Source organism: Microbacterium kyungheense, assembly GCF_006783905.1.
GTDB lineage: Bacteria > Actinomycetota > Actinomycetes > Actinomycetales > Microbacteriaceae > Microbacterium > Microbacterium kyungheense.
The window spans coordinates 630,363-655,122 of the sequence record NZ_VFPE01000002.1 but is presented as its reverse complement, the minus strand read 5'-3'; the positions used below and the strand labels follow the sequence as shown (position 1 = coordinate 655,122).

The window sequence follows — 24,760 nt, the reverse complement described above, 5'->3', positions numbered from 1 at the left end:
CGCTTTGCCGCCCGCCACTCACTAGCGTCTGAGTCGTGGACGATCAGCACACCGAGGTGCTCGTGGTCGGCGCGGGCCCGGCTGGGCTGGCAGTCGCCGCGTGCCTGCGTCGCCGTGGCATCGACGCGATGATCGTCGACGCCGGCGAACGGGTCGGCGAGACGTGGGAGCGACGCTACGAGCGCCTGCATCTGCACACACCGCGCATCCAGTCCGCGCTCCCCGGACTGCGCATGCCTCGCCGCTTCGGCCGCTGGGTGGCCAAGGACGACATGGCGCACTATCTTCGCGTCTACGCACGCGTGCACGACCTGCAGCCCCGGTTCGGGATCCGGGTGCGCCGCGTCGAGCCCGACGGGGCACGCTGGCGCGTGGTGACCGACGGCGGTGCGATCACCGCCGACGAGGTGGTCCTGGCCACCGGCTTCAGCAGTCAGGCGATCGAACCGCAGTGGCCGGGTCAGGAATCCTTCCCCGGAGCGGTGCTGCACGCGTCGGAGTACCGCGACGCCGCGCCCTATGTCGGGCAGCGGATCCTCGTGGTCGGCGCGGGCAACTCCGGTGCCGAGATCGCGGCGGACCTGGCCGAGCAGGGCGCCGCAGAGGTGAGGCTGGCGATCCGGACTCCGCCGAACATCATCCCGCGGCAGCTCGGCCCGATCCCCACGACGATGCTCGCCGTCCCGATGGACTTCCTGCCCGCGTGGAGCACCGACCCTGTGAACCGTCTGCTCCAGCGGGTCGTCCTCGGCGACCTGACGCGCTATGGAATGCCCTCGCCGCGAGCGGGTGTGGTCGCCCAGCAGCGGTCGACGGCGGTGACGCCGACGATCGATGTCGGCCTCGTGGCGGCGCTGCGCGCGGGCACGGTGACACCGGGCGCGGCGCTCGATCGCTTCGAAGGTTCTGAGGCGGTCCTCGCCGACGGCACCCGCTGCGCCCCGGACGCGGTCATCGCCGCCACCGGCTACTCGACGGGCCTCCGGCCGGTCGTGGGGCACCTCGGCGTCCTCGACGCGCACGGTGCGCCGCTGCTCACCCGCGGGCGCTCGCACGCGGCCGCGCCACGACTGCGGTTCGTGGGCGTGCGCAGCCCCCTGAAGGGGCTTCTGCTGCAGATCAACCTCGACGCGCGTGCTGCCGCGCGCGCCATCGCGCGGGATCGGCGCCGACACGGCTGAGTCGCCCGGCTCGCCGGGGCCCGCAGGGCGCGAACGAGCCAGAAACGACAGAAGGGCGGTCCTTCCGGACCGCCCTTCTGAGCTGGTGCGCCCCCAGGGACTTGAACCCTGAACCCATTGATTAAGAGTCAATTGCTCTGCCGATTGAGCTAGAGGCGCGTGGTTCGGATGACCCGAACACGAGGGACAACATTACATGAGGATCGGCCGGAGGTGAAATCGAGACGGGAGGGGCCCCGGTATCCTGGTCCTGTGACCACCCGATCCTCCGCTCAGACGTTCGATGCGCCGTTCGACGGAGACCTCAGGGCCGATCTCGAACTCGCCATGCGTCTGGCCGACGCGGCGGATGCGGCATCCATGTCCCGCTTCGACGCCGACGACCTCGACGTCAGCCTGAAGTCCGACGCGACACACGTCACCGAGGCGGATCTCGCGACCGAGCGCGCCATCCGCTCGCTGCTGCAGGCCGAGCGTCCCGATGACGGCGTGTTCGGCGAGGAGTACGGGGTCAGCGGCGACTCGACGCGGCAGTGGATCATCGACCCGATCGACGGCACGGCGAACTACCTCAAGGGCATCCCGATGTGGACGACCCTCATCGCGCTCTCGATCGACGGCATCCCGCGCGTCGGCGTCGCGAGCCAGCCCGCCATCGGCCGCCGCTGGTGGGCGGCGAGCGGACTCGGCGCGTGGACCGATGGGCCCGACGGCGAGCCGAAGCGACTCGCGGTGTCGACCGTCGACACGATCGGCGCGTCGAGCGTGAGCTTCCAGAGCATCGGCCAGTGGCGGGATGCCGGCAGGCTCGACGCTCTCGAACGCCTCACCTCATCGGTCTGGCGCGACCGCGGCTACGGCGACGCCTGGCCTTACATGCTGCTCGCCGAGGGCCGTCTGGAGTTCGTCGCCGAATTCGATGTCAAGGAGTACGACATCGCCGCCCTCGTGCCGATCGTGACCGAGGCCGGTGGCCGCTTCACCTCGTTCGACGGTGAGGACACCCTGTCGGCGCGTTCGTCGCTGGCCACCAATCGCGTCCTGCACGACGCGTACCTCAGCCTGCTGCACCAGTCCTGATCCCCCTCCCCATCCCGCTCCCACCCCCCACGGAGACTCCCCCGATGCCTGCTAACCGCCTCCTCGGCACCGTTGCCGTCCTGGCGCTGTCCGCGCTCGCCCTGACCGCGTGCGCCGGAAGCCCCGAAGCGAACCCCGATCCGACGACGTCGTCGGTTCCGACGACGGCCGCGCCCGAGCCGTCGGCCTCGGCGGCACCCGAGCCGACCGCCGACGCCGCACCCACGTGCGAGACGCTCATCTCGGACAGCCTCGTGGCCGACTACGAGAAGATCGGCGTCACCGCGCAGGAGTCGCCGTTCTACATCGCGGGTCAAGCGATCGAGGGAGGCCTGCGGTGCATGTGGGCGAACTTCGATCAGCCGGCGGGCGACTCGGGCCAGATCTACGGCTGGGCGAAGATGTCGGACGCCGACGCCGACGCCGCGCAGCAGGCGCTGCTGGCCGAAGGCTGGGTGCGCGAGGATGCCGCCGACGGCGGCGTGTACATCACCGAGAGCCACGACACCGCCATCGTCACCGATGACGAGGGCTACGGCATGACGTACCTGTTCGCCGCCGGGCAGGTGACGGTCGCCGACACCAAGCAGGGACTGCTGCTCATCGAGTGGCCGAAGGCCTGACCCATGGCCGTCGGCGCGACGATGCACACGTTCACGGTGCAGCTGGCGGACGTCGACCGCGGCGTCTACGAGGAGCTGTCGCTGCGCGTCGCGCGGCATCCCTCCGAGACCGACGCGTTCATGATGACGCGCGTGCTCGCGTACTGCCTGGAGTACGAAGAGGGCATCGCGTTCAGCGACGGCATCTCGGCCACCGATGAGCCCGCCGTGCTGGTGCGCGACCTGACCGGCGCACTGACCGCGTGGATCGAAGTGGGTGCTCCGGATGCCGCACGCCTGCACTCCGGCAGCATGCAGGCCGGCCGCACCGCCGTGTACACGCACCGGGACCCCGCGAAGGTCGCGGCTCCATGGGCGGGCAAGCGCATCCACCGCGGCGACGAGATCCTGCTGCACAGCTTCGATCCCGGCTTCGTCGACGCGGCTGCGGCGCTCGTCGAGCGCCGCAGCGCGATGACGCTGTCGGTCACGGAACGGCGGATCTACCTCGACCACGGCGGCACGAGCCTCGAGAGCGACATCCACACGCAGACCGCCGCCTGAGACGGGTCGCGCGGCGCCGTCACGCAGGCAGGAAGTTCTCGCGCGCGAGCGGCGCGACGTCGAGCCGGTCGGCCTCGCGGCGGCCGACCCAGCGCAGCTCTTCGATCTCGGCGGCGACGACCGGCTCCTGCGCACCGATGTCGGCGGCGAACACGTCGGCCACGACGAGGAATCCGGGCTCGTTGGCGGCAGCCGCGGTGAACGACCCGAGCGACTCGAGGTCGTCGGGCGCCACCCGGATGCCCAGTTCTTCGAAGAGCTCGCGCGAGAGCGTCTGGGCAGCCGACTCCCCCGGTTCGGGCTTGCCTCCCGGCTGCATGAACGCGGTCGTGCCGGCCTTGCGCACGAGCAGCAGCTCGCCCGCGTTGTTCAGGATGACCGCGGCCGAGACATGGATGCTGCGTACGGGGGCTTCGGCGGGGTTCGAGGTCGTCACCCTGGCACGCTAACAGGTGGCGTCCACCTCGTCCGGCGTAGAATCACGTGTGCCTCCCGAATCCTCCGTCCCCTCCGACCTGCCGCCCAGCGGCATCGATCCGGACGACCTCGCCGTCGCCCTGCGCGTGCTGGACAGCATGGCGGGCATCGACGAGACGCACCCCGACTTCGTCGCGGTCCGCCGCGCGACGGCCAAGATGTTCAAGGCGGTCAAGCGCCACCGCCGCCGCGAGATCCGCGATGCGATCGCCGCTGCCGACAAGGCGGTCGTGGCGGCGACGGCCACCGGAGCGCCCGATCGCATCGACGACGAGACGCGCGGCATCCCGATCAGCTCGTCCACGACGGCGCCCACCGCGGGAACCCTCATCAAGGCGCGCGCCTGCTACATCTGCAAGCAGCCGTATACGGTCGTCGACGCGTTCTACCACCAGCTCTGCCCGGAGTGCGCGGCCATGAGCCACGCCAAGCGCAACGCGCGCGCCGACCTGAGCGGCAAGCGCGCACTGCTGACCGGCGGGCGCGCGAAGATCGGCATGTACATCGCGCTGCGCCTCCTGCGCGACGGCGCGCACACCACGATCACGACGCGATTCCCGCGCGACGCGGTCCGGCGCTTCAGCAGCCTGCCCGACGCGCCCGAGTGGATCGATCGGCTCAAGATCGTGGGCATCGACCTGCGCGACCCCGCCCAGGTCATCGGCCTTGCCGAGGACGTGGCCGCCGCGGGTCCGCTCGACATCCTCATCAACAACGCCACGCAGACCGTCCGTCGCTCGCCGGGCGCCTATCAGCCGCTGGTGGACGCGGAGCTCGCGCCGCTTCCGAACGGGCCGCTTCCCGAGCTCGTCACGTTCGGCCACACGAACGACCGCCACCCGCAGGCGCTGGAGCGCTCGGTGACGGCGCATCCCATCCTGGCCGCGGCGGCCTCACGCGCCGATGAGCTCACCGAGCAGGCGATGGCGGCAGGTTCCAGCTCGCTGGAGCGCCTCGCCGCGGGCACGGCGATCGACGCCGGCGGTCTCATCCCCGACCTCGACCACACCAACTCGTGGGTGCAGAGCGTCGACGAGGTCGACCCGCTCGAGATGCTCGAGGTGCAGCTCGCCAACACGACCGCGCCGTTCCTGCTGGTCTCCAAGCTGCGGCCCTCGCTCGCCGCGTCGAGCGCACGTCGCACCTACATCGTCAACGTCAGCGCGATGGAGGGGGTGTTCAACCGCGGGTACAAGGGGCCAGGACACCCGCACACGAACATGGCCAAGGCGGCGGTCAACATGCTGACCCGCACCAGCGCCCGCGAGCTGTTCGAGACGGACCGCATCCTGATGACGAGCGTCGACACCGGGTGGATCACCGACGAGCGTCCGCATCCCACGAAGGTGCGTCTGGCCGAGGAAGGCTTCCACGCGCCGCTGGACCTCGTCGACGGTGCCGCACGCGTGTACGACCCGATCGTGCGCGGCGAGGCCGGCGAAGACCTGTTCGGGGTGTTCCTCAAGGACTACGCCCCCGGCGCATGGTGAATCTGCCGCTGCCTGGGCACCGTGTGGTCGTGCGGTACCTCCTGCCGACGGGTCAAGCGACCGATGCCCTCGGCGAACTGCTGAGCGCGGACGCCACGACGGTCGTCGTGGACGGCAAGCGCGGCATCGAGCGCATCCCGCGGGGCGCGATCATCGCCGCCAAAGAGGTCCCGCCGCCGCCCGCACCGCGGCGGCCGCGCGAGACTCCGACCGACTAGGCCGACCTTCAGAGCGTCGCCACCGCCGCCGACAGCGCGGCCTCGCCGTCGTGCGAGGCGACCTGCCAGTCGTGGAAGTGCGTGGGCGCGATCGTCGCGTCGACGTCGGGCAGGAGCTCCCAGCGGTCCAGGCGAGCACCGAAGTACGTCGCGAGCGGATCCGAGAGCACCTCGCGCCGGTCGCGCCGGAAGCGCAGCTCTCGTGCCGCCAGATACCCCAGCTCGAACACCTCGGGCCCGGCGAACTCGACGATGCCCGCGGTGGGACGGCCGAGCGCCGTCCGCGCGACCGCGGCGGCGACATCGTCGGCTGCCATCGGCTGGATGAGGACGTCCGCCACGTGCGCGATGCCCTGCCGGGTGGCGGCATCGGTGATGCTGCGGACGAACTCGAAGAACTGCGTCGCGTGCACGATCGAGAACGGGCGACCGGATGCCGTCAGCAGGCGCTCCTGCTCGGCCTTGGCCTGGAAGTACCCGCCCTCGGATGCGGCGAGCCGATCCGTGCCCACCACCGAGAGCACGACGTGGTGGCGCACCCCCGCGGCCTCGCCGTAGGTGATGAGGTTCAGGGTCGAGCCCGAGAAGAACTCCCGCGCACCGGCCTCGTCGGTGTACGACGAGTTCGAGACGTCGACGATCGTCTCCACTCCGGCGAGCGCCTCCGCGAGGCCGTCGCCGGTGAACGAGTCCACACCGACGGCTCGCGCGACGACGACCACGTCGTGGCCGGTCGCGCGCAGCCCCGCGACGACCCTCGATCCGATCAGCCCTGTTCCCCCGATGACAGCGATCCTCATGTCGAACCCTCTCTGCTCATCGCACGCCCCTGCGCGCACGTCATCAGCACAGACCGGATGCCGACCGCGGATGTGACAGGTTCGCCGAAACGCGCGCGCGTGATGTTGCAGGAGTGAGATTGTCAACCTGATCTAGACCCCGTATGACGGTTTGGTCTAGGACCATCCAGGTGGGTATCCAGAACCCTACTTGCGCGTGGTTCTGAGAGGAGTGTCAGGAGCTGGGGTCTCAAGGTCGAGTGCCCCTGGTACATGGGGCTTCGCCCGGGCAAAGTCGGAATCGACGGTGCGCACCGCGACTGCAAGTGCCGGCGTCAGTAACTCCGAGCCGAGCGGTAAGGTGCGGAGAATGCCACCGACCTCCACCGCTTACCCCTTCAACTGTTGACAAGTCCCGGGCCCGTGCTGATAGGTTCCGGAATTAGCCCCGGTCGCGGGGGTTTTTCAGCGAGGAGGTTGGGATGAGACATGGCATCTACTAAGCGCAGGAAGACACCGCGGGTGCTGGCGGTGGTCGCATTCGCTGCAGCTGTGCTGCTGGGAGGCGCACCGGCGGCCTACGCCCTGGGCTGGAGCCCGGTGGTGAACTGCTCAGGAGGCGGGCAGCTATCTGGCCGCTCGTATCAGGTCACTTTCTCCAACGCCAGCGGGAACACCTACGCCGACAATGGTTGCGCTGGCGGCGCGTCCACCGGCATCCAGCTCTACTACCAGGCGTACCCCGGCGGGCCGTACTACTGGACGTCTCAGAAGCTGGTCCAGGGCTCGCAGGTCGCCCTGACGCAGACCGGAACCTGGAACGGCCGCCACAAGGCCTACAACGGCAGCGGCGTTCAAGTCGGCTCGACGAACTCGTAGGGGCGGGACATGAAGAAGCGAACGATCATCACCGGCGCTCTCGTGGCCGCGGCCGGCCTGGTGGCAGTCGGCGGCGTGGCCGCGGTGGGTGGAGCATTCACCAACCCCGAGGCAGGCCCACTTCCCGAAGGTGTCACCGTCGTCACGCAGAAGGTGTACGACGAGGCCTTCGCCAAGTTCGAGGCGTGCATGAAGGAAGGCGGCGCGGCGCTCGCTGGCACGCGTGTCGTCGGCGGTGTGTACGAGTTCTCCTACCTGGCGGACGCGGAACCGGTATACGACAAGTGCTACGTCGACTTCGCACCGGTCGACTACCAGTGGCAGATCGCCCACTCCTACGACTCCGAGACATTCATCCGGTACCGCGAATGCCTGACCGAGATCGGCGTGGAACCGGGCAAGGACGCCGACACGGTTCTGGCGCAGATCGAGGAGAGCAGCCTCGACGTCCAGAAGTGCTTCGAACCCGCAGCGAACGGGTGAACTGAGTACCACGCTGTCCTGTCGTCCGAACTCACGGGCGACAGGACAGTGCGTTCGACTACGCCGGGCGCGATCCGCAGGGGCACCACTCAGAGACGACGTCCCGCCGCGGATGCGGGCTGGCATCTCCCCTCGGCATCCGATCACGCGGCCCACGTCACATTCACGGGACTGTCTGATTTCCGGTGTTTCTGGGTCGGCCTGACCGGAAGGAACAGGCCGTGATGGACACGACCGAGATCATCGATCCTGTGACTGGGGAGATCATCGATGAGCAGCAGCTCGCGGAGCAGCTGTTGAAGCAAGCGAAGGAACAGAGGGTCGATCTGCTGGGCCCGGACGGGCTGCTGAACGGACTGACCAAGCGGGTGCTTGAGACCGCGCTGGATGCGGAGATGACCGAGCACCTCGGCCGCGACAAGCACCAGCCCGCCGACGGTGGGAACATCCGCAACGGCACCAGGTCGAAGACGGTGCTCACCGAGGTCGGCCCGGTGCAGATCGATGTCCCGAGGGACCGGGACGGGTCGTTGAGGGACATCCTCGGGATCTGGGCCGGCGATGGCGGCGAGGGCGCGAAGTTCTGGCTCGGCGTGATGACCGAGATCAAGAACCGTGGCGCCGAGGATGTCTGCGTCGTCGTCTGTGACGGTCTCAAGGGACTCCCGGAGTCGATCAACACCGCTTGGCCGCTTGCGACGGTGCAGACATGCATCATCCACCTGATCCGCAACACGTTCCGGTTCGCGTCCCGCCACTACTGGGAAGAGATGGGACCTCCGCCCCGTCTACACCGCCCCGACCGAAGCGGCCGCGGCGGAACGGTTCCGCGAGTTCGACGCGAAGTGGGGGTCCCCACCCAAGCTGTCACAGACACAGGAGAGGACGATACGGTCTTAGGGCGAGACGTCGATGACATCCGACGACACCACGCGCGAAAGGCCCCACCGTGAAGCCCACCCAGCTCGAGCAGTTCGTCGCCGTCGTCGACAACGGTCTGCACGTTCCGCGCGCCGCGGAGGCGCTCGGGATGCCGATGGCCGCGCTCTCCTCGACCATCGAGAAGCTCGAAGCCGAGGTGGGGCATCCCCTCTTCACGCGCAGCAAGTCCGGGTGGTCGCTGACCGCGCCGGGAACGCTGCTTCTGGCCGAGGCTCGGCAGCGGATCGCGGACGCCCCGGCACCGGTCGCCAAGCCCGCGGTGCCGGCGGGCGGCAAGGCCAAGGCGTCGAAGGGCAAGGGTCGCGCCCCTGTCGTGAAGGGCCAGCCGAGGCCGTTCAAGAAGCGCCAGGGCCGATGAGGCGGGCGCCGTCTAGAGTTCGGTGACGCGGCTGCCGTCGACCCGCCAGCGCCGGTCGAGTTCGACGGCGTCGAGCATCCGCCGGTCGTGAGTGACCAGAAGCAAGGTCCCGCGGTACGACGCCAGCGCCTGCTCCAGCTGCTCGATCGCCGGCAGATCGAGGTGGTTCGTCGGCTCGTCCAGTACCAGGACGTTCACGCCGCGGCCCTGGAGGAGTGCGAGCGCTGCGCGGGTGCGCTCACCCGGAGACAGTTCGCCGACCGGTCGGCCCACATGGTCGGCTTTGAGACCGAACTTCGCGAGCAGCGTCCGAACCTCGCCCGATTCCATCGACGGCACGAGCTCCTCGAACGCGGTCGCGAGCGGCTGTTCGCCGACCAGGAGCGACCGCGCCTGATCGATCTCGCCGATCTCGACGTTCGCGCCGAGGCTCGCGGTCCCCTCGTCAGGCTGCTGCCTGCCCAGCAGCGCTCGAAGAAGCGTCGACTTGCCGGCGCCGTTGGGGCCTGTGATGCCGATCCGCTCCCCCGCGTTCACCTGCAGCGACACCGGGCCGAGGGTGAACCCACCCTGCCGCAGGACTGCCGCGCCCAGTGTCGAGACGACGGTGCTCGACCGCGGCGACGCGCCGATGGTGAACTCGAGCCGCCACTCCTTGCGGGGCTCCTCGACCTCTTCGAGCTGAGCGATCCGGCTCTCCATCTGGCGCACCTTCTGCGCCTGCTTCTCGCTGGACTCCATCGCCGCCTTGCGACGGATCTTGTCGTTGTCGGGCGACTTCCTCATCGCGTTGCGGACGCCCTGGCTCGACCACTCGCGCTGCGTGCGCGCCCGCGCGACGAGGTCGGCCTTCTTGCCCGCGAACTCGTCGTACCTCTCGCGCGCATGCCGCCGGACGGTCTCCCGCTCTTCGAGGTACGCGTCGTAGCCACCGCCGAAGACCCGGTTCGAATGCTGCGCGAGGTCGAGTTCCAGCACGCGCGTGACGCTGCGCGCGAGGAATTCGCGGTCGTGACTGACCAGCACCACTCCGCCGCGCAGTCCTCGCACGAACGCCTCCAGCCGCTCGAGTCCGTCGAGGTCGAGATCGTTGGTGGGCTCGTCCAGCAGGACGATGTCGAACCGTGAGAGCAGGAGCGCGGCCAGGCCGACACGGGCGGCCTGACCGCCCGAGAGCGACAGCATGGTCGCCTGGTCGGCAGGCGTCCCGCCGAGGTCCAGGCCGAGGTCGGCGAGGACGACGGGGAGCCGCTCGTCGAGGTCGGCGGCGCCGCTGGCCAGCCAGCGGTCGAGCGCCGCCGAGTACACGTCGGCGGGATCGGCATCGCCGACCGACAGTGATGGGTCGCCGAGGGCGGCGGCCGCGTCATCCATGTCCCTCGTCGCCTGCGCGCAGCCCGTCCGCCGGGCGATGTAGTCCGCGACCGACTCGCCCTCGATGCACTCGTGCTCCTGCGGCAGCCAGCCGACGAACGCGTCCGCCGGTGAGAAGGTCACGGAGCCGGCCTGCGGCTCGTCGATTCCTGCGAGAAGGCGCAGCAGCGTGGACTTCCCGGCGCCGTTGGCGCCGACCACACCGACGACGTCGCCCGCGGCCACTGTCAGATCGAGCGAGTCGAAGAGCGTGCGGTGGCCGTACCCGCCGGCCAGCCCGCGGGCCACGAGTGTTGCGGTCATGCTTCGATTCTCTCAGCGCGCGCAGCGCGGGTCGGCGACGAGCACCGGCGTGCGCGAGGATGGCGAACGTGGAACATCTCGACACGATCGTCGTCGGCGCCGGTGTCGCCGGGCTCTCTGCGGCCAAGCTGCTGGTCGGCTCGGGGCGCAGGGTGGTGGTCCTCGAAGCGCGTGACCGCGTCGGCGGCCGCGTGGTCACCGACCGGGTCGACGGGCTCGCGACCGACCTCGGCGCCTCGTGGATCCACGGCGTCATAGGGAGCCCGGTCGCCGCCGCGGCCGAAGCCTTTGGCATGCGCACGGTCGAGTTCACGGTGGGCGGGTACCAGCCCGACAGCCGTCCGATCGCGTACTACGGCCTGGATGGCAAAAGGTTGACGGATGCCGCCGCCCGGCGCTTCATCGACGACATCCGAGCCGTCGACGCGGCGCTGGTCGACGTCGTGGCGGCGTCGGGCCCCGACGAGTCGTACCGCGACGTCACCGATCGCGCCCTCGCGCTGCAGGACTGGGACGACGAGCGGACGCAGCGGGTGCGCGAGTACCTGGAGCATCGTTCGGAGGAGCAGTACGGCGCCTGGATCGCGGATCTCGCGGCGCACGGACTCGACGACGATTCGATCGACGGGGACGAAGTCGTCTTCCCGGACGGGTACGACGCGCTGCCGGCTCGACTGGCGGAAGGGCTCGACGTCCGGCTGCAGCACATCGTGTCGCACGTGGACTGGTCGCGAGGATCGGTGACCGTGACCACGGACCGCGCCACCTTCACGGCCGACAGCGCGATCGTGACGGTGCCCGTGGGCGTGCTGCAGTCCGACGCCTTCGTCATCGAGCCGCCGCTGCCAGAGCCCGTCGGCGGGGCCCTCGCTCGGTTGCGGATGAACGCCTTCGAGAAGGTGTTCCTGCGCTTTCCGGCCAGGTTCTGGGACGACGACGTCTACGCCATCCGCCAGCAGGGTCCCGAGGGCGTGTGGTGGCACTCCTGGTACGACCTCACCGCTCTGCACGCAGTCCCCACGCTGCTCACCTTCGCCGCGGGTCCTGCCGCGATCGCGACGCGCCGCTGGGCCGAATGCGACGTCGTCGAATCCGTCCTCGCGCAGCTGCGCCGGCTGTACGGCGATCACGTCGAGCAGCCGACCCGCGTCGACATCACCGCGTGGCAGGACGACCCGTTCTCACTCGGCTCGTACGCCTACATGACCGTGGGCTCGACCACCGCCGACCACGACGACCTCGCCACCCCGATCGGCGGCATCCTGCATCTCGCGGGTGAAGCCACCTGGACCGATGACCCCGCCACCGTCCCGGCCGCGATGCTCTCGGGCCACCGCGCCGCGTGCCGCGTCCTGGGCGACGACGTCCCGATCGATCGCCTCTGGGACGCCCCGTAGCGGATGCCGTGATGCTGGACGGTGCTGAGAGTCCGCCCCGCCGAGCAGTCGAAACGATGCACTGGCGTCTCGTGCCGTCCGAGGGTAGACCGGACGGATGAGCGAGCCACTTCTTCGAGCGGTCGACGCCGTCACCTTCACCGTCCCTACACTCGATGTGGGACTCTCCTTCTACGGTGACCTCCTCGGGCACGAGGTGCTCTGGCGCAACGATGCCGTCGGTCAAGTGGGCTTGCGCTGTCCAGACAGCGAGACCGAGATCGTGCTCTCGACGACGCTTCCCGCTGAGGCCAATTGGCTGGTGAATTCCGCGGACCGGGCTGCCGACATCGTGCAGGCGGGCGGCCGTCTCGTCACTGAGATCCGGAACATACCGGTCGGCAGGGTCGCCATCGTCGAGGATCCGTTCGGCAATCGACTGGTCCTCGTAGACCTGAGCAAGGGGCGCTACTGACCCGAACGCCGATGGCGTTCTACAAGATGCGGCAGGCGTGACGGAACACCCGGTCCTGGCGCGCGTCGAGGATGAGCCCGAAGGCCATACTGTCACCGGCTACGCCGCGCGTCCACAACGCGTCGGTCGACAGATCCCGATCCGAGACGGCGAGTGGGAGCAATACGGGATGCGGCGCGGGCTGGGTATCGGAAGCACGCTTCAGTCCGGCACGCGCAATCGGAGCCGGAACGTTCACGTTTTGGCGTCAGCACATTCGGCGCGGTGATCCACTGCCGTCCGCGTCCGCATCACATGCGGCGCATCGAGCGTGAGCCCTGGAACTGCGTGGGATCGTCTGGGACCATGCACAGCAAAGGCATTACGCCTAGCGAGGAGGCTCGCCATGCCCAGGGAGATCATCACCACGCCGGACGCGCCGAGTTCGCCGCTGTACAGTCAGGCGGTGCGCGCGGGCACTCACGTGGTCGTTTCGGGCATGGTGGGCGTAGACGTTGCCACGGGTGCCATCGTCGGAGACACCGTCCAGCAGCAGACACGACAGGCGTTCGCGAACTGCGAGACGGTCTTGAAAGCGGCTGGCGCCGGACTCGATGATGTCGTAGAGGTCGGCGTCCTCCTCGCGAAGCCCGAGGACTTCACGGGCCTCAACGAAGAGTTCGCACAGTGGTTCCCGTCGGCCCCGCCAGCGCGGTACGTTGCGAAGCTCGGTGTCGAGTTGCCCGGCATCCTCGTGTCCATTCGGATGACCGCCGTCACCGCGTGACACCCCGACTGGGGCCGCTCTGTGGCGACGTGACGACTATGATCCCGCGCTCGACGGCAGCCACGGCGGAGCACGCTGAATACGCGTCGCTGTCTGGCCGGGCGCGCGCGCCGAACCGGTACCGTCCGCGAAAGCCGATCGTCGGGTTCTCGTACTCGACCGGGGGAATGGAGACCATCAGGCATGGAGAAGGTCGCTGCGGATGCAGCGGCCCGCACGCAGGGATGGATACCGACCGTAGGCAAGTGTGGCCGACGCATCGCGCGCCGGGCGACCGGCATCCGCGCGCTCGGCGGTGGCGGGGGTCGGCACAGGCTGATTCCGACGGTCTCCGTTTACCGCGCCGGGGCCGGCTTGCGACCGATCGTGAACCACAGGATCAAGCCAAGCCATGGGAACAGCAGAGGGATGAGCACCCAGACAGCCTTGGCCGTCCCCGAAGCGACGCGATTTCGGGCGATGCTCACGACAGTGATCACAAAGGGGACGATCCAAACGACGGAGAGGATGAGCAGGTGCCATCCGCCTAGGTTTCCAAGCACAAGCGTCAGTGTGCCACGTGGGTAGGCGCTCCATCGCGTCAGCGCACGACGGCGATCCGCAGTCGTGTCAGGTGCTGCCTCGTACGACGAGCGAGGGCAGCAGATCCACGCGACCCACGGCAGCACCGGTTCCGGCGATCATGCCGGGCAGGAGATCGAGCGCTGCGCGACCCGACTCCTCGAACGGCTGACGCACGGTCGTCAACCCGAGGCCCTCGGCGAGCGGTCCATCGTCGAACCCCATGATCGCGACGTCGTCGGGCACCCACAGTCCCTCGCGAACGAGGCCCCTCAGGGCCCGGGACGCGAGTTCGTCGTGGTTCGCCACGATCGCCGTCGGGGCGCGGGATGCTGACAGGGCGGTGCGCAGCTTCGATGTGGGGTCTGCATCGAGATCGCACGACATGCGCTAAGAGCGAGCGAGCGGGCGGGAACGGAGGCGGGTCCGACCACTGTCCTCTCGCCGTCGGAGCACTCATCGAGGTGTCATCTCGATCGCGTCGCTAGAGGTCGATCGGCCCCGGCGAGGGAACCTCATCCGGCAGCCCGCCCTCGAGGATGGCGACGAACATCTTCACGGCACGGTCCGAGAGTGCATCCCCCGGATAGAAGTCTTCGTAGAGCTCTTCGGCTTCATCGAGTGTCGTGACGTCGCAGAGTCGCAGGAGCTGGCGGATGTCGTTGGTATCGCGACCGGGCCGGTTGGCACGCAGCTTCATCGCCAGCATCGCCTCCTTCGCCGCAACCTGGATGACGATGCCGTCGTGGTCGTAGATGGTCTCCCACTCGACCGGCCTGCGGCCGAACGTGGGAAGCGCATCAGCCTTTTCGACGTCGAAGTTCAGCCAGCCTGGATCCCACCCGCGGGACTGAGCCACCTTCGCGGCAGCCGCTGTGACTTCGTCGTCGCTTCCCGGATCGATGTGGAGCGAGTCGAGATCCTGCGTCGTGCCACGGTCGAAATAGCGGAGCGCCAGAGCAGGTCCGCCGACGATCCGGATACCTGCGACCTGGCGAGAGGCACGCAGCTCCGTGATGAGCGCCCTGAGCCCGTCGAGGATGTCCTCTCTGCCGAGAGTCGTCGCCATGCTTAGACGCTCGCGAAAGTGTCACGCCAGACGAGCACGCCGCGCTCGGCGAACTCGTCGGGCACTTCCGACGTGGGCGGAGTCGGGTCGGCCGGGTCGACCTCGAGCGTCGCGGGCGTACGGAGATATCGGCTGGGATCGGACACCCACTCAGGTGCGGGCAGCCCTTCCTCGCGCAGCCGCCAGGCGACGAGACCGGCAAGCGCGGCATCCCACACTTGGTGCTGCGTCGATGCCGGCTCGGCGAGTCCGAGAATTCCTCGCACCAGTCCTCGCTCGGCCAGCAGGTTGTCGTTGAGCTGCAGGAGCGCACGGAGAGCGCGGTCCTTGTCGCCCTCCGCCAGGCGACGCCCGATCTCTTCGCCCGCGGTCGCCGCGTCGTCGCGCTGGGTAGGCGCGGAGTACAGCCGATGCCCCGCACCTGCGAGCAATCGCTCTACCGTGCCGAACTCCGTATCGCGGCCACCCTCAGATTTGGAAACACGGCTCTGATCGATGCGAGCTCGCTCTGCGAGTTGCTTTTGCGTGAGTCGCCGACTTTTGCGAGCGGCGCGGATGAGCGTTGAAGCGGTCATTGCACCCTCCGATCTGCAGTATGACTTCAGAGTCATATTCTGCCTCTTTGTCCGCCGCGCCGTCCGAAAAGCTGTCGTCTTAGGACGACGAACCAACACCCCGGCCGACAGCCCCGTCGGCTGGCGACGCGTGACGCTCTAGCTCTTGTCGGCGACGCCACGCTTGACACGGTGTTCGATCTACATGCTCGAGCGGTTTGTGGGCGATTTGTGGGCGATTCAGTTTGGCGCCGCCTCGCACACAACGAACGAAGGCCTCAACTTCCGCGGAATTACGCGGAAGTGGAGACCTTCGTCGAATGACAACGGCAGTGGAGATGGGGGGAATCGAACCCCCGTCCATCGCTGAGTAACGGCGGCTTCTCCGGGCGCAGTCTGTGCGAGCGTTCTGCTCGGCTCCGACCTTTGTCACAGACACCTAAGTCGACGAGCCCAGCCTGATAAGAGTCCCGCGTGACGCTCAGGCGTCGTCACGCAGCGAGATCCCTAAATGACGCCAATACCCGTGACGGGATCAGTCACGGATTGACGGACTCGGGCTCGCTGCTCAGGCAGCGAGGGCGAAGTCGGACTGCTTCTTTTCGGCAGTTATTGGTTTGCAGGGGGCGTTCACGAGATAACCCTGCATCCTCGGCCCGCTTCTCGCAGATTCACAGGCGATGTCGAAACCGATCATCCCCGTGCCTCTTTCGAGGTGTTCCTTCTGTCGAAGGGCCGTTGTCACACTGTGGAGTTGCCAATCCCCGGCAGCCGTGGCTACCGAGCACATCAGTCTACAACGGATGCCACCACCCCGCCATTCCCGGCGACCCGGCGTTGTCAATCCCCCTCCACGGCATCCCACGATCTAATCGGCTGGAGCCCCACCGAAGGAGTGAGAAATGTCCCAGAACACCCCGCACGCTCGGTCCAAGCATCCCCGTACCGCTCTCGCCGGCCCGTACGGGCATCCCTTCCACCCGATCCTCGTGACCATTCCGATCGGAACCTGGGTCGCGAGCCTCGTGCTCGACATCATCGGGCTCGTCTCAGACGATCCCGCACCGTACGTGCGAGGCGCCTGGATCCTCATCGTCATCGGCCTCGTGGGCGCGGTGCTGGCGGCCATCTGGGGCCTCATCGACTACGTGCAACTGGGTCGCAGCACCGCCGCCCGCCGAACAGGGACCGTGCACATGGCGCTCAACCTGGGCGTGATCGTCCTCTTCGTCGTCAATCTGCTGGTCAGGCTCTCGGCCGACGACCACGACGAGGTCAACATCGTCGGCTTCATCCTGAGCATCGTCGGCCTGGGCGTCCTCGGCATCTCGGGTTGGCTGGGCGGCAAGCTCGCGTATCGGTACGGGGTGCGCGTGGCCGACGAGCGCACGCAGATGGAGGGCTTCCGCTGAGGGCACCGCGAGGCGGGCGTCAGCGCCGGCCTCGCGCGACGGCCGTCCCCAAGAGCAGCGCAGCACCGGCGAATCCCGCCAGCAGAGCCGGACGCGACGACCGCCAGCCGCCGCTCGTCCGACCCGCCGTGCGCGGCGCATCGAACACGGTCCCGGTGGTGGGCTCGACGCCGCTCCCCCGCAGCTCGACGGCATCCATCAGCCAGCCGACGAGGGGGTCGTAGAGCCGCCGCGACAGCCGGTGCACCGGGATGACGGCGGCCTGCGTGCGGCCGACGAGCGCGGTCCGATGCGGGCGATGCGCGGCGCGAGCGATCGCCCGAGCCGCACGCTCCGGCGACGACACGGGTGGCAGAGGGTGCACACGCCGACCCGTGACGTTCGCGGCGTGCTGGTAGATGGGCGTGTCCATCGTGGCCGGGAGCACCACGCTCACGCGGATCCGCGTGCCGCGAAGCTCCTGCTGGAGCGACTCTGCAAACCCGAGCAGCCCCCAATTGCTCGCGACGTACGACGAGACGGCCGGCGATCGAACTCTGCGACCGCCGCTTCGGCAAGCGCGTGCACTTCGGTCTCGCGCGTCACGTCCGTCGGCACGACGAGGACCGGTGCACCGCGTCGGCGGCACTCCTCCGCGACCGTCTCGAGCGCATCCCTGCTCCGCGATGCCAGCACGAGAGACGCGCCGCGACCGGTGTAGAGCCGTGCGGTGGCACGGCCGATCCCGCTGGAGGCACCCGTGATGACCACCACGGGGTGCGCGGGGATCACGTCTTCTCGGGCGGCGCCGTCGGCAGATGGACGTCGCCCGGCTCCACCTCCACGTCCCCCGGATCATCGGGACCGCCGGTGCCGGGAGCCAGCCGGACGTCGGCCTCGATGTCGGGGTCGAGCGTCTGCGGCACCGGATCAGCCTGCTTCTGGCGCGTCTCGGCTTCGCTGGCGGGACTGTAGCTCATGTCCTTACGCAGCGATTCGCGCTCCGACAGCGGGCCGGGTGCAGCGTCGCGGCCAGTCGGACCGGATGCCGGGTTGTCCTCGTGTTGCGGGTCCATATCGGCGACGGTAGGCGGCATCCCGGCGTCCGCACTCCCCCTTGACATCCGGTTCGCGGAGCGACTCGGCTCAGTCCCGTGGCGAGAGGTCCGGCAGCGCGTGCGTGCCGAACTCGTGACGGAGCGCGCTCAGCGCGGCGAACCAGCCGGGCATGCCCGTGACGCCCGGACCGGGCGCGGCGGATGCCGACGCGAGGTACACGCCACTCATCGGCGTGCGCCACGGATCCATGCTGAGCACGGGCCGCCGGAACAGCTGCCACAGGTTCGGCGCGCCCGCTGCGATGTCGCCGCCCGGGTAGTTGGGATTGTGCTCTTCGACCTCGCGCGCGCTGCGAGAGCTGCTGGCGATGATCACGTCACGGAAGCCCGGGGCGAAGCGTTCGATCTGCCGTACGACGGCTTCGCGGCGATCGGCAGGGCTGCCGGCGGGCACATGCGTGTACGTCCACAGCGTGTGCATCCCCGCGGGCGCCCGGGTCTCGTCGAACAGCGAGGGCTGCGACACCAGCACGTAGGGGTGCTCCGGCAGACGCCCACGGTGCACCTCGTTCTCGGCATCCGCGACGTCCGCGCGTGTGCCTCCGACATGGACGGTGCCGGCGCGGCTCAGCTCCGGATGCGTCCAGGGCACGGGCGCGCTCAGCGCGAAGTCGACCTTGGCGACGCCGTCGCCGTAGCGGAAGCGCTCCAGCGCCCGCCGGTACCCGGCCGGCATCGCCGCGCCGGCGAGACGGACGAGGGCCTTGGGCGTGACGTCCAGCAGCGTGACGGTCGCCGCGGGCAGCGCGGCGAGCGTGGTGACCTCGTGGTCGACGACGAGCTCGCCGCCGTGGGCGCGCAGATCGTCGACGAGCGCGTCGGCGATCGCCTGACTGCCCCCGACCGGGATCGGCCAGCCGCGCGCGTGGGCGTAGGCGGTCAGCGCGAGGCCTGCTCCCGCGCCCGCGATGCTCGGCTGCGAGAGGATCGTGTGCGCGGCGACACCGGTGAGCATCGCCGGCGCCGCGGCTTCGCGGAAGCGCAGGTTCCACGCGCGCGTGCCCTGCTCCAGCGCGCGCCGTCCGAAGGAGATCGCCGTGCGAAGGTCGTCGGGGACGCGCACCAGAGACGATCCGGTGAAGTCCGCCACCGCCGTCGAGCGCTCGACCAGTGGCCGCATCAGCCGCTCGTACGCCCGGCCATCCGCTCCGAGGGCGTCCCGCGTGCGCGAGAGGTCGCGGTACGCGATGCCTGCCCGGCCGAGACCGAGCGGGTGGCCGAACGACACGTCGGGCGTCACGAACTCCACGCGGCGGCGCAGCCCGAATTCGCGGAAGAACCGCGACTCGAATGCCATCGGGTGCACGGCCGAGCACACGTCGTGACGGAATCCCGGCATCGTCAGCTCGCGCGTCGCAGTCCCGCCGCCCGGCGCGTCCGCTCGCTCGTAGACGCGGACGCGCAGGCCCGCCCGCGCGAGCGTCACCGCTGCGGCCAGGCCGTTCGGGCCGGCGCCGACGACCACCGCGTCCAGCTCGGCCGGAGAACGCCGGACGTTCACGATGCCGGTGGTGCGGAGTCGCCGTTGTCGAGATTCTCTGAGGGCGGAGTGCTCGCGGATGCCTCGCCCAGCGGATTCTCGTTGGCCTCGATGTCGATCCGCCCGGGGTCGGGGGTTGCCGAGAGGTCTTGTTCGCCGGCCGGCGCCGGGCCTGCGGCATCCGTCGCCGCCGCCTCGCCGCCGGACATCTCGCGCTGCGCGGACGACATCGGGGTGCGTCCCTCTGCCCGCCCTTCGGCGAGGTAGGCGAGCCGATGCAGGGTCTCGGCGTTGCGCCAGAACAGGAGCATGTCCATCAGCTGCCGCGGCACCAGCCGCGCCGGGCCGGCGATCGCCTCCTCCTGGATGCGCACCACCGCTCGGTCGTCGCGGGGCTTGACCTCGATCGTGACGCGGGCTTCGCCGAGCGGCCACCCTCGTGCGCGCATCACCAGCATCCGTGACGGCACGAACTGCTCGACCACGGTCTTGTCGTCGATGAGGGCCGGCCACACCCCGACGGAGTGGTGCAGCTCGGCACCGGCCATGGGCCACGTCTCATCCACCTCGCGCATGCGCGAGGCCCCGACCACCCATGACGGGTACAGCCATGCATCGCCCAGCACGTCGAACACATCCTCGGGGCTGCACTGCAGCACCCTCACGTTGCGCGACATCGCATCCCTCCTCCTCGCACGATCCCGATGCCGCGACGATACGACGACCGGCCGGCGCGTCGGACAGGCTTGCGCCGCCCGCCGCGTTGTGGCACAGGCGGGTTAGAGTCGGCGTCATGAGCGACGTCGTCATCACGGTCCGCGGTGAGCACGAGACCCGCATCGCCCCCGAGCGTGCCATCGCGCACCTCACCATCCGCGCGGAGGGCCCCGAGCGCGGCGCGGTCGTCGAGCGGATGGCCGCGCTCACCGAACCCGTCCGCGACGACCTCGCCGCCCGCAAGGCCGCGGGCACGGTGCCCGAGTGGACGAGCCAGCGCGTGTCGGTGTGGTCGGAGCGCCCCTGGAACAACGAGGGCAAGCGCCTCGCACCGGTGCACTACGCCAGCGTGGACTTCTCGGTCACCTTCACGGACTTCACGGTGCTGTCGTGGTGGGCCGGCGAGGTCGCGGAGCGCGAGGGCGTGCAGCTGGCCTGGATCGAGTGGCTCCTCACGCCCGAGACGCGGGCGCAGACCGAGAAGGACGTCGCCACGCAGGCCGTCGGCGTCGCGGTGGCGCGGGCGCAGGCGTACGCCGCTGCCCTGGGCCTGTCGAACGTGACCGCACTGGAGATCGCCGACATCGGGCTGCTCACCCGCCAGGAGCAGGCACCCGCACCCGCACCGCGCATGATGATGGCGAAGGCCTTCGCCGCCGATGCGGGCGGTGGGCCCGCCGTGCAGCTCCAGCCCGAAGACATCGTCGTGTCGTCCGCGGTCGAGGCGAGATTCGTCGCCCGCTGACCCGCGGGACCGGCACCTCTATTCGCCGAGGCGGTTGCGGCTGCGCATGGCGCGCTCAGCCTCGCGCTTGTCTTCGCGCTCGCGGATCGTCTGACGCTTCTCGTACTCGCGCTTGCCCTTCGCGACCGCGATCTCGACCTTCGCACGGCCGTCCGAGAAGTACAGCTTCAACGGGATCAGCGTGTAGCCGCCCGCCGCGATGGCGTGCGAGAGCTTGACGATCTCTGCCTTGTGCAGCAGCAGCTTGCGGGTGCGCTTGGACGAGTGGTTCGTCCAGTGCCCCTGCGAGTACTCGGGGATGTGCACCGCATCGAGGTACGCCTCGCCGTTGTCGATGTACGCGTAGCCGTCCGACAGGTTGGCGCGTCCTTCGCGCAGCGACTTCACCTCGGTGCCGGTGAGCACCAGGCCCGCCTCGTACGTCTTCTCGATCTCATACTCGAAGCGCGCGCGACGATTGGTCGCCACGACCTTCTCCCCGCGTTCCCTGGGCATGCGTGTCTCCTACGGTTGCTGAGCTTGTCGAAGCATGCCGCACCGGGTGCACGGCAGCCTGTCAGTCTATCCGACTCAGGCACGCAGCCAGCGCCGGATGGCGAATCCCGCCGACAGCGCCGCCAAGAGGACGCCGACGAGGATCAGCACCGGGACCACGAGCCACGCATCGCCGAGATCGACCCATGTCGTCACGAAGTCCACGCGGTTGCGCAGGTACTTGTCGACGCCGAAGTACACGCCTGCGAGCACCGCCGCACTGGCCAGCAGCGATCCGAGAAGCGCCGCGAACACCCCCTCGAGGATGAACGGCGTCTGGATGAACCGATTGGATGCCCCGACCAGGCGCATGATGCCCAGCTCCCGCCTTCGCGCATACGCCGAGAGCCGGATCGTCGTCGCGATCAGCAGGACGGCGGCGATCAGCATGAGCGCCGCGATGCCGACGGCGATGTAGGTCGCGATCGTCAGGGCAGAGAACAGTGGATCGAGATACTGCATCTGGTCTTTCACGTCCTCGACGCCCTGCATCCCGCTGAAGGCCTCGATCAGGACGTCGGACTGCGACGGATCGACGAGCGTGATGCGGAACGTCTCGTTGACCTGGTCCGGCGTGATGACGCTGGCGTTGTCCTCACCGGCGAGGTCGACGTACTCCTGGTACGCCTGCTCGTGGTTGAGGAACACCATCTCGCGGATCAGCGGCGCGAGGGCGCTCCCCTCGAGCTTCGCCTTGACGTCCTCGACCTGCTCGGGGGTGGCCTCGCCGTTCACGCACGTCGCGGACGTCGAGATGGTCGTGCACATGTACACGGCGACCTGCGCCCGCTCGACCCAGAAGTCGCGCATCGTCGCGATCTGCATCTGCATGAGGATCGCCGCGCCCACGAACGTCAGCGACACGAAGGTCACGAGGACGACCGAGACCACCATCGACAGGTTGCGCCGCAGGCCCGAGAACGCCTCGGACAGGATGAGCCCGGCCCTCATGATGTCGGCCCCACTTCGTCGTCGCCGTCGGATTCGTCACGCCGCAGCCCGAGCCGGTCGGCCAGCCCGAGCTCCTCGACATCGACCTCGGTCAGCTGGACCGGGATGGATTGCGTGTGCGGCGCCGTCGGTGGGGTGGATGCCTCGCCCTCGGGCTCCTCGGCGACGTCGTCCGCCGCCATCGGTGCGGGTGCCGGGGGCACGGCCGGCGGGGCGGGCGCCGGCGCGACGGCATCCCGGTACGGTGCGGCCGCAGGCGCATCCTCGTCGTCGTCGGGCACGTCGGTGGGATCGAGACCCGCGGCAGCGGCGATCGCGGCCTCGCGCTGCACCTCGAGCACGGCGGTGAGGGCCGCCACGGCTGCCGCACCGCGCTCGGGTTCGGGCGCCAGGCTCGGCAGGCTCGACGTGTCGCCGTAGCCGCCGTGTCGCTCGTCGCGGACCATCTCGCCGTGACGCAGCTCGATCACGCGCCGCTGCATCTGGTCGACGAAGCCCGCCTCGTGCGTGGCCATGACGACCGTGGTGCCGCCCGCGTTGATGCGGGCCAGCAGCTGCATGATGTCGACAGACGTGCCGGGGTCGAGGTTTCCGGTGGGCTCGTCGGCGAGGAGGATCTGCGGACGGTTCGCCAGGGCGCGCGCGATCGCGACACGCTGCTGCTCACCGCCGGACAGCTCGTGCGGGAACCGCTTCTCTTTGCCTGCCAGGCCCACGAGCGCGAGCACTTCGGGCACCGCCTGCTGGATGAAGCCGCGCGACGAGCCGATCACCTGCAGCGTGAACGCGACGTTCTGGAACACCGTCTTGGTGGGCAGCAGCCGGAAGTCCTGGAACACGGCGCCGACATGACGCCGGAAGTACGGCACCTTGCGGTTCGACAGCGTCCGCAGGTCGCGGCCGAGGACGACCACCCTGCCGTCAGTGGGGGTCTCTTCGCGGAGGATCATGCGCAGGCACGTCGACTTGCCGGACCCCGACGCACCGACGAGGAACACGAACTCGCCGCGGAGCACCTCGAAGTCGACATCGGTCAGGGCGGGCTTCGCAGTGCCGCGATAGCGCTTCGTGACGTTCTCGAACCGGATCATGGCCTATCGAGCCTATGCGGATGCCTCTTCCTGGCCTCCAGCGACACTCACGGGTGCAGCATCCGCTCGATCAGTCGTCGTCGTCCTTGCGCTTGCGCCACCGGATGCCCGCCGAGATGAAGCCGTCGAGGTCGCCGTCGAACACGACCGCGGGGTTGCCGACCTCGTGGCCGGTCCGCAGATCCTTCACCAGCTGCTGGCCGTACAGGAAGTACGAGCGCATCTGGTCGCCCCAGCTCGCGGTGATGACGCCGGCGAGCTCCTTCTTCTTGGCGGCCTCTTCTTCGCGCTGCAGCAGCATGAGGCGGGTCTGGAGCACGCGCATCGCGGCCGCGCGGTTCTGGATCTGCGACTTCTCGTTCTGCATCGACACGACGATGCCGGTCGGGAGGTGCGTGATGCGCACAGCCGAGTCCGTCGTGTTGACGGACTGCCCACCCGGCCCCGACGAACGGAACACGTCCACGCGGATGTCGCTCTCGGGCACGTCGACCTCGACGGCCTCTTCCATGACCGGGATCACTTCGACGGCCGCGAAGCTCGTCTGGCGCTTGTCGGCCGATCCGAAGGGGCTGATGCGCGCGAGGCGGTGCGTGCCGGCCTCGACCGACAGAGTGCCGTACGCATAGGGCGCGTCGACCTGGAACGTCGCCGACTTGATGCCCGCGCCCTCGGCGTACGAGGTGTCCATCACCTTCACGGGGTACTTGTGACGCTCGGCCCAGCGCAGGTACATGCGCATGAGCATCTCGGCGAAGTCGGTGGCGTCGTCGCCGCCCGCGCCGGAGCGGATCGTCACGACCGCCGAGCGGTCGTCGTACTCGCCGTCGAGGAGCGTCTGCACCTCGAGCTGGCTGATGATGTCTTCGAGCTCGGCGATCTCGCGACGGGCCTCTTCGGCGGAGTCCTCGTCGTCCATCTCGTTGGCGAGCTCGACGAGCACATCGAGGTCGTCGAGACGCTGCTCGACGTCGGTGACGCGCTTGAGCTCGGCCTGGCGGTGGCTGAGAGCGCTCGTCACCTTCTGAGCCTTCTCGACGTCGTCCCACAGGTCGGGCGCGCCGGCCTCCTCGCTGAGACGGGCGATGTCGGCGGTGAGTGCCTCGACGTCGACCACGGCCTTGATGTCGGCGAACGTGGAGCGCAGGGCCTGGATATCGGCGGAGGGATCGAAGTCGAGCATGACACTCCAGACTAACGTG

29 protein-coding genes, 1 tRNA gene, 1 other RNA gene and 2 pseudogenes are annotated in these 24,760 nt (G+C 69.1%); 15 read left to right on the top strand and 18 right to left on the bottom strand.

The window, feature by feature from the left end:
- Positions 1-35: 35 nt before the first annotated feature.
- Positions 36-1,181: a flavin-containing monooxygenase gene (locus FB391_RS09785; protein ID WP_141894223.1), complete on the top strand. Its 1,146-nt coding sequence runs from the start codon at positions 36-38 to the stop codon at positions 1,179-1,181.
- A gap of 83 nt (positions 1,182-1,264) precedes the next feature.
- On the opposite strand, the gene FB391_RS09780 is transcribed toward FB391_RS09785, so the two are convergent.
- A tRNA-Lys gene (locus tag FB391_RS09780) sits at positions 1,265-1,340 on the bottom strand.
- Positions 1,341-1,433: 93 nt separating this feature from the next.
- Between FB391_RS09780 and FB391_RS09775 the strand changes: the two genes are divergently transcribed.
- Genes FB391_RS09775 through FB391_RS09765 form a run of 3 tightly spaced genes read left to right on the top strand, consistent with a single transcriptional unit; the run spans position 1,434 to position 3,427 of the window.
- Complete coding sequence (locus tag FB391_RS09775; RefSeq protein WP_141894222.1) at positions 1,434-2,261, top strand: inositol monophosphatase family protein; 828 nt, start codon at positions 1,434-1,436, stop codon at positions 2,259-2,261.
- A 44-nt stretch (positions 2,262-2,305) separates the two neighbouring features.
- Positions 2,306-2,884 (top strand): hypothetical protein, encoded by a 579-nt coding sequence (locus FB391_RS09770; RefSeq protein ID WP_141894221.1) that lies wholly within the window; start codon positions 2,306-2,308, stop codon positions 2,882-2,884.
- 3 nt (positions 2,885-2,887) lie between these two features.
- Positions 2,888-3,427 (top strand): YaeQ family protein, encoded by a 540-nt coding sequence (locus tag FB391_RS09765; protein WP_141894220.1) that lies wholly within the window; start codon positions 2,888-2,890, stop codon positions 3,425-3,427.
- Positions 3,428-3,446: 19 nt separating this feature from the next.
- Here FB391_RS09765 and FB391_RS09760 read toward each other — a convergent pair whose 3' ends face one another.
- Positions 3,447-3,863, bottom strand: coding sequence for an NUDIX hydrolase (locus FB391_RS09760; RefSeq protein WP_141894219.1), 417 nt, complete (start codon positions 3,861-3,863; stop codon positions 3,447-3,449).
- 49 nt (positions 3,864-3,912) lie between these two features.
- Here FB391_RS09760 and FB391_RS09755 point away from each other — a divergent pair, with 49 nt between their 5' ends.
- The gene (locus FB391_RS09755; RefSeq protein WP_185843025.1) at positions 3,913-5,394 is read left to right on the top strand and encodes an SDR family oxidoreductase; all 1,482 of its coding nucleotides are present in this window, start codon (positions 3,913-3,915) and stop codon (positions 5,392-5,394) included.
- Entirely contained in the window at positions 5,388-5,612 is a 225-nt protein-coding gene (locus FB391_RS09750; protein WP_141894218.1) for a putative acetyltransferase, read from the top strand. The genes FB391_RS09755 and FB391_RS09750 overlap by 7 nt, the downstream gene beginning before the upstream one ends.
- Positions 5,613-5,620: 8 nt before the next feature.
- On the opposite strand, the gene FB391_RS09745 is transcribed toward FB391_RS09750, so the two are convergent.
- Complete coding sequence (locus tag FB391_RS09745; protein WP_141894217.1) at positions 5,621-6,412, bottom strand: SDR family oxidoreductase; 792 nt, start codon at positions 6,410-6,412, stop codon at positions 5,621-5,623.
- 501 nt (positions 6,413-6,913) lie between these two features.
- On the opposite strand from FB391_RS09745, the gene FB391_RS09740 reads away from it, so the two are divergent.
- The 4 genes and pseudogenes from FB391_RS09740 to FB391_RS09725 all read left to right on the top strand — a co-directional run bounded on the left by FB391_RS09740 (position 6,914) and on the right by FB391_RS09725 (position 9,053).
- The gene (locus FB391_RS09740) at positions 6,914-7,270 is read left to right on the top strand and encodes a hypothetical protein (RefSeq protein WP_185843024.1); all 357 of its coding nucleotides are present in this window, start codon (positions 6,914-6,916) and stop codon (positions 7,268-7,270) included.
- Positions 7,271-7,279: 9 nt separating this feature from the next.
- Entirely contained in the window at positions 7,280-7,753 is a 474-nt protein-coding gene (locus FB391_RS09735) for a hypothetical protein (protein ID WP_141894215.1), read from the top strand.
- Between the two features lie 224 nt (positions 7,754-7,977).
- A pseudogene (locus tag FB391_RS09730) lies at positions 7,978-8,605 on the top strand (transposase); the annotation flags it as partial.
- A 97-nt stretch (positions 8,606-8,702) separates the two neighbouring features.
- Positions 8,703-9,053 (top strand): LysR family transcriptional regulator, encoded by a 351-nt coding sequence (locus tag FB391_RS09725; RefSeq protein ID WP_141894214.1) that lies wholly within the window; start codon positions 8,703-8,705, stop codon positions 9,051-9,053.
- 12 nt (positions 9,054-9,065) lie between these two features.
- On the opposite strand, the gene FB391_RS09720 is transcribed toward FB391_RS09725, so the two are convergent.
- Complete coding sequence (locus FB391_RS09720) at positions 9,066-10,730, bottom strand: ABC-F family ATP-binding cassette domain-containing protein (RefSeq protein ID WP_141894213.1); 1,665 nt, start codon at positions 10,728-10,730, stop codon at positions 9,066-9,068.
- A 68-nt stretch (positions 10,731-10,798) separates the two neighbouring features.
- On the opposite strand from FB391_RS09720, the gene FB391_RS09715 reads away from it, so the two are divergent.
- The 3 genes from FB391_RS09715 to FB391_RS09705 all read left to right on the top strand — a co-directional run bounded on the left by FB391_RS09715 (position 10,799) and on the right by FB391_RS09705 (position 13,347).
- Positions 10,799-12,127 (top strand): flavin monoamine oxidase family protein, encoded by a 1,329-nt coding sequence (locus FB391_RS09715; RefSeq protein ID WP_141894212.1) that lies wholly within the window; start codon positions 10,799-10,801, stop codon positions 12,125-12,127.
- Positions 12,128-12,224: 97 nt separating this feature from the next.
- Entirely contained in the window at positions 12,225-12,581 is a 357-nt protein-coding gene (locus FB391_RS09710) for a VOC family protein (protein ID WP_141894211.1), read from the top strand.
- Between the two features lie 385 nt (positions 12,582-12,966).
- Complete coding sequence (locus FB391_RS09705; protein ID WP_141894210.1) at positions 12,967-13,347, top strand: RidA family protein; 381 nt, start codon at positions 12,967-12,969, stop codon at positions 13,345-13,347.
- A 335-nt stretch (positions 13,348-13,682) separates the two neighbouring features.
- Here the strand turns inward: FB391_RS09705 and FB391_RS19920 are convergent, their stop codons facing one another.
- From FB391_RS19920 to ssrA, 5 genes are all read right to left on the bottom strand, one after another.
- A complete protein-coding gene (locus FB391_RS19920; RefSeq protein ID WP_342778187.1) occupies positions 13,683-13,826 on the bottom strand; it encodes a PLDc N-terminal domain-containing protein in 144 nt (47 codons plus the stop codon).
- Positions 13,827-13,956: 130 nt separating this feature from the next.
- Positions 13,957-14,295, bottom strand: coding sequence for a substrate-binding domain-containing protein (locus FB391_RS09695; RefSeq protein ID WP_141894208.1), 339 nt, complete (start codon positions 14,293-14,295; stop codon positions 13,957-13,959).
- 97 nt (positions 14,296-14,392) lie between these two features.
- Positions 14,393-14,977, bottom strand: a complete 585-nt coding sequence (locus FB391_RS09690; RefSeq protein WP_141894207.1) for a hypothetical protein — start codon at positions 14,975-14,977, stop codon at positions 14,393-14,395.
- A 2-nt stretch (positions 14,978-14,979) separates the two neighbouring features.
- Positions 14,980-15,552: a helix-turn-helix domain-containing protein gene (locus FB391_RS09685; RefSeq protein ID WP_185843023.1), complete on the bottom strand. Its 573-nt coding sequence runs from the start codon at positions 15,550-15,552 to the stop codon at positions 14,980-14,982.
- A gap of 309 nt (positions 15,553-15,861) precedes the next feature.
- Positions 15,862-16,232, bottom strand: a transfer-messenger RNA (tmRNA) gene (gene ssrA / locus FB391_RS09680).
- Positions 16,233-16,433: 201 nt separating this feature from the next.
- On the opposite strand from ssrA, the gene FB391_RS09675 reads away from it, so the two are divergent.
- Positions 16,434-16,943 carry a DUF2231 domain-containing protein gene (locus tag FB391_RS09675; RefSeq protein ID WP_141894205.1) on the top strand — a complete coding sequence of 170 codons (510 nt, stop codon included), beginning with the start codon at positions 16,434-16,436 and terminating at the stop codon, positions 16,941-16,943.
- Positions 16,944-16,962: 19 nt separating this feature from the next.
- On the opposite strand, the gene FB391_RS20090 is transcribed toward FB391_RS09675, so the two are convergent.
- The 5 genes and pseudogenes from FB391_RS20090 to FB391_RS09650 all read right to left on the bottom strand — a co-directional run bounded on the left by FB391_RS20090 (position 16,963) and on the right by FB391_RS09650 (position 20,197).
- On the bottom strand, positions 16,963-17,571 hold the full coding sequence (locus FB391_RS20090; RefSeq protein ID WP_425462944.1) for an SDR family NAD(P)-dependent oxidoreductase: 609 nt from the start codon (positions 17,569-17,571) through the stop codon (positions 16,963-16,965).
- A pseudogene (locus FB391_RS20180) lies at positions 17,481-17,693 on the bottom strand (SDR family NAD(P)-dependent oxidoreductase); the annotation flags it as partial. The gene FB391_RS20090 and the pseudogene FB391_RS20180, both read right to left, overlap by 91 nt.
- Before the next feature lie 17 nt (positions 17,694-17,710).
- Entirely contained in the window at positions 17,711-17,998 is a 288-nt protein-coding gene (locus tag FB391_RS09660; protein ID WP_246093443.1) for a hypothetical protein, read from the bottom strand.
- A 70-nt stretch (positions 17,999-18,068) separates the two neighbouring features.
- Positions 18,069-19,541 carry a phytoene desaturase family protein gene (locus FB391_RS09655; RefSeq protein ID WP_141894202.1) on the bottom strand — a complete coding sequence of 491 codons (1,473 nt, stop codon included), beginning with the start codon at positions 19,539-19,541 and terminating at the stop codon, positions 18,069-18,071.
- Entirely contained in the window at positions 19,538-20,197 is a 660-nt protein-coding gene (locus tag FB391_RS09650) for an SRPBCC family protein (protein WP_141894201.1), read from the bottom strand. The genes FB391_RS09655 and FB391_RS09650 overlap by 4 nt, the downstream gene beginning before the upstream one ends.
- A 116-nt stretch (positions 20,198-20,313) precedes the next feature.
- Between FB391_RS09650 and FB391_RS09645 the strand changes: the two genes are divergently transcribed.
- A complete protein-coding gene (locus tag FB391_RS09645; RefSeq protein ID WP_141894200.1) occupies positions 20,314-20,982 on the top strand; it encodes an SIMPL domain-containing protein in 669 nt (222 codons plus the stop codon).
- An 18-nt stretch (positions 20,983-21,000) separates the two neighbouring features.
- Here FB391_RS09645 and smpB read toward each other — a convergent pair whose 3' ends face one another.
- The 4 genes from smpB to prfB all read right to left on the bottom strand — a co-directional run bounded on the left by smpB (position 21,001) and on the right by prfB (position 24,741).
- Positions 21,001-21,477, bottom strand: coding sequence for an SsrA-binding protein SmpB (gene smpB / locus FB391_RS09640; protein ID WP_141894199.1), 477 nt, complete (start codon positions 21,475-21,477; stop codon positions 21,001-21,003).
- A gap of 75 nt (positions 21,478-21,552) precedes the next feature.
- Entirely contained in the window at positions 21,553-22,467 is a 915-nt protein-coding gene (gene ftsX, locus FB391_RS09635; RefSeq protein WP_141894198.1) for a permease-like cell division protein FtsX, read from the bottom strand.
- Positions 22,464-23,558 carry a cell division ATP-binding protein FtsE gene (ftsE, locus tag FB391_RS09630; RefSeq protein WP_141894197.1) on the bottom strand — a complete coding sequence of 365 codons (1,095 nt, stop codon included), beginning with the start codon at positions 23,556-23,558 and terminating at the stop codon, positions 22,464-22,466. The genes ftsX and ftsE overlap by 4 nt, the downstream gene beginning before the upstream one ends.
- Before the next feature lie 70 nt (positions 23,559-23,628).
- Positions 23,629-24,741 (bottom strand): peptide chain release factor 2, encoded by a 1,113-nt coding sequence (gene prfB / locus FB391_RS09625; protein WP_141894196.1) that lies wholly within the window; start codon positions 24,739-24,741, stop codon positions 23,629-23,631.
- Positions 24,742-24,760 lie beyond the last annotated feature (19 nt).

Coding starts and splice junctions, on each gene's coding strand:
- ftsX (WP_141894198.1), bottom strand. CDS start 22,467: ATGAGGGCCGGGCTCATCCTGTCCGAGGCGTTCTCGGGCCTGCGGCGC.
- FB391_RS09685 (WP_185843023.1), bottom strand. CDS start 15,552: ATGACCGCTTCAACGCTCATCCGCGCCGCTCGCAAAAGTCGGCGACTC.
- prfB (WP_141894196.1), bottom strand. CDS start 24,741: ATGCTCGACTTCGATCCCTCCGCCGATATCCAGGCCCTGCGCTCCACG.
- FB391_RS09750 (WP_141894218.1), top strand. CDS start 5,388: ATGGTGAATCTGCCGCTGCCTGGGCACCGTGTGGTCGTGCGGTACCTC.
- FB391_RS09710 (WP_141894211.1), top strand. CDS start 12,225: ATGAGCGAGCCACTTCTTCGAGCGGTCGACGCCGTCACCTTCACCGTC.
- FB391_RS09695 (WP_141894208.1), bottom strand. CDS start 14,295: ATGTCGTGCGATCTCGATGCAGACCCCACATCGAAGCTGCGCACCGCC.
- FB391_RS09705 (WP_141894210.1), top strand. CDS start 12,967: ATGCCCAGGGAGATCATCACCACGCCGGACGCGCCGAGTTCGCCGCTG.
- FB391_RS09645 (WP_141894200.1), top strand. CDS start 20,314: ATGAGCGACGTCGTCATCACGGTCCGCGGTGAGCACGAGACCCGCATC.
- FB391_RS09660 (WP_246093443.1), bottom strand. CDS start 17,998: ATGGACCCGCAACACGAGGACAACCCGGCATCCGGTCCGACTGGCCGC.
- FB391_RS09675 (WP_141894205.1), top strand. CDS start 16,434: ATGTCCCAGAACACCCCGCACGCTCGGTCCAAGCATCCCCGTACCGCT.
- FB391_RS09650 (WP_141894201.1), bottom strand. CDS start 20,197: ATGTCGCGCAACGTGAGGGTGCTGCAGTGCAGCCCCGAGGATGTGTTC.
- FB391_RS09770 (WP_141894221.1), top strand. CDS start 2,306: ATGCCTGCTAACCGCCTCCTCGGCACCGTTGCCGTCCTGGCGCTGTCC.
- FB391_RS09720 (WP_141894213.1), bottom strand. CDS start 10,730: ATGACCGCAACACTCGTGGCCCGCGGGCTGGCCGGCGGGTACGGCCAC.
- ftsE (WP_141894197.1), bottom strand. CDS start 23,558: ATGATCCGGTTCGAGAACGTCACGAAGCGCTATCGCGGCACTGCGAAG.
- smpB (WP_141894199.1), bottom strand. CDS start 21,477: ATGCCCAGGGAACGCGGGGAGAAGGTCGTGGCGACCAATCGTCGCGCG.
- FB391_RS09735 (WP_141894215.1), top strand. CDS start 7,280: ATGAAGAAGCGAACGATCATCACCGGCGCTCTCGTGGCCGCGGCCGGC.
- FB391_RS09690 (WP_141894207.1), bottom strand. CDS start 14,977: ATGGCGACGACTCTCGGCAGAGAGGACATCCTCGACGGGCTCAGGGCG.
- FB391_RS09745 (WP_141894217.1), bottom strand. CDS start 6,412: ATGAGGATCGCTGTCATCGGGGGAACAGGGCTGATCGGATCGAGGGTC.
- FB391_RS09765 (WP_141894220.1), top strand. CDS start 2,888: ATGGCCGTCGGCGCGACGATGCACACGTTCACGGTGCAGCTGGCGGAC.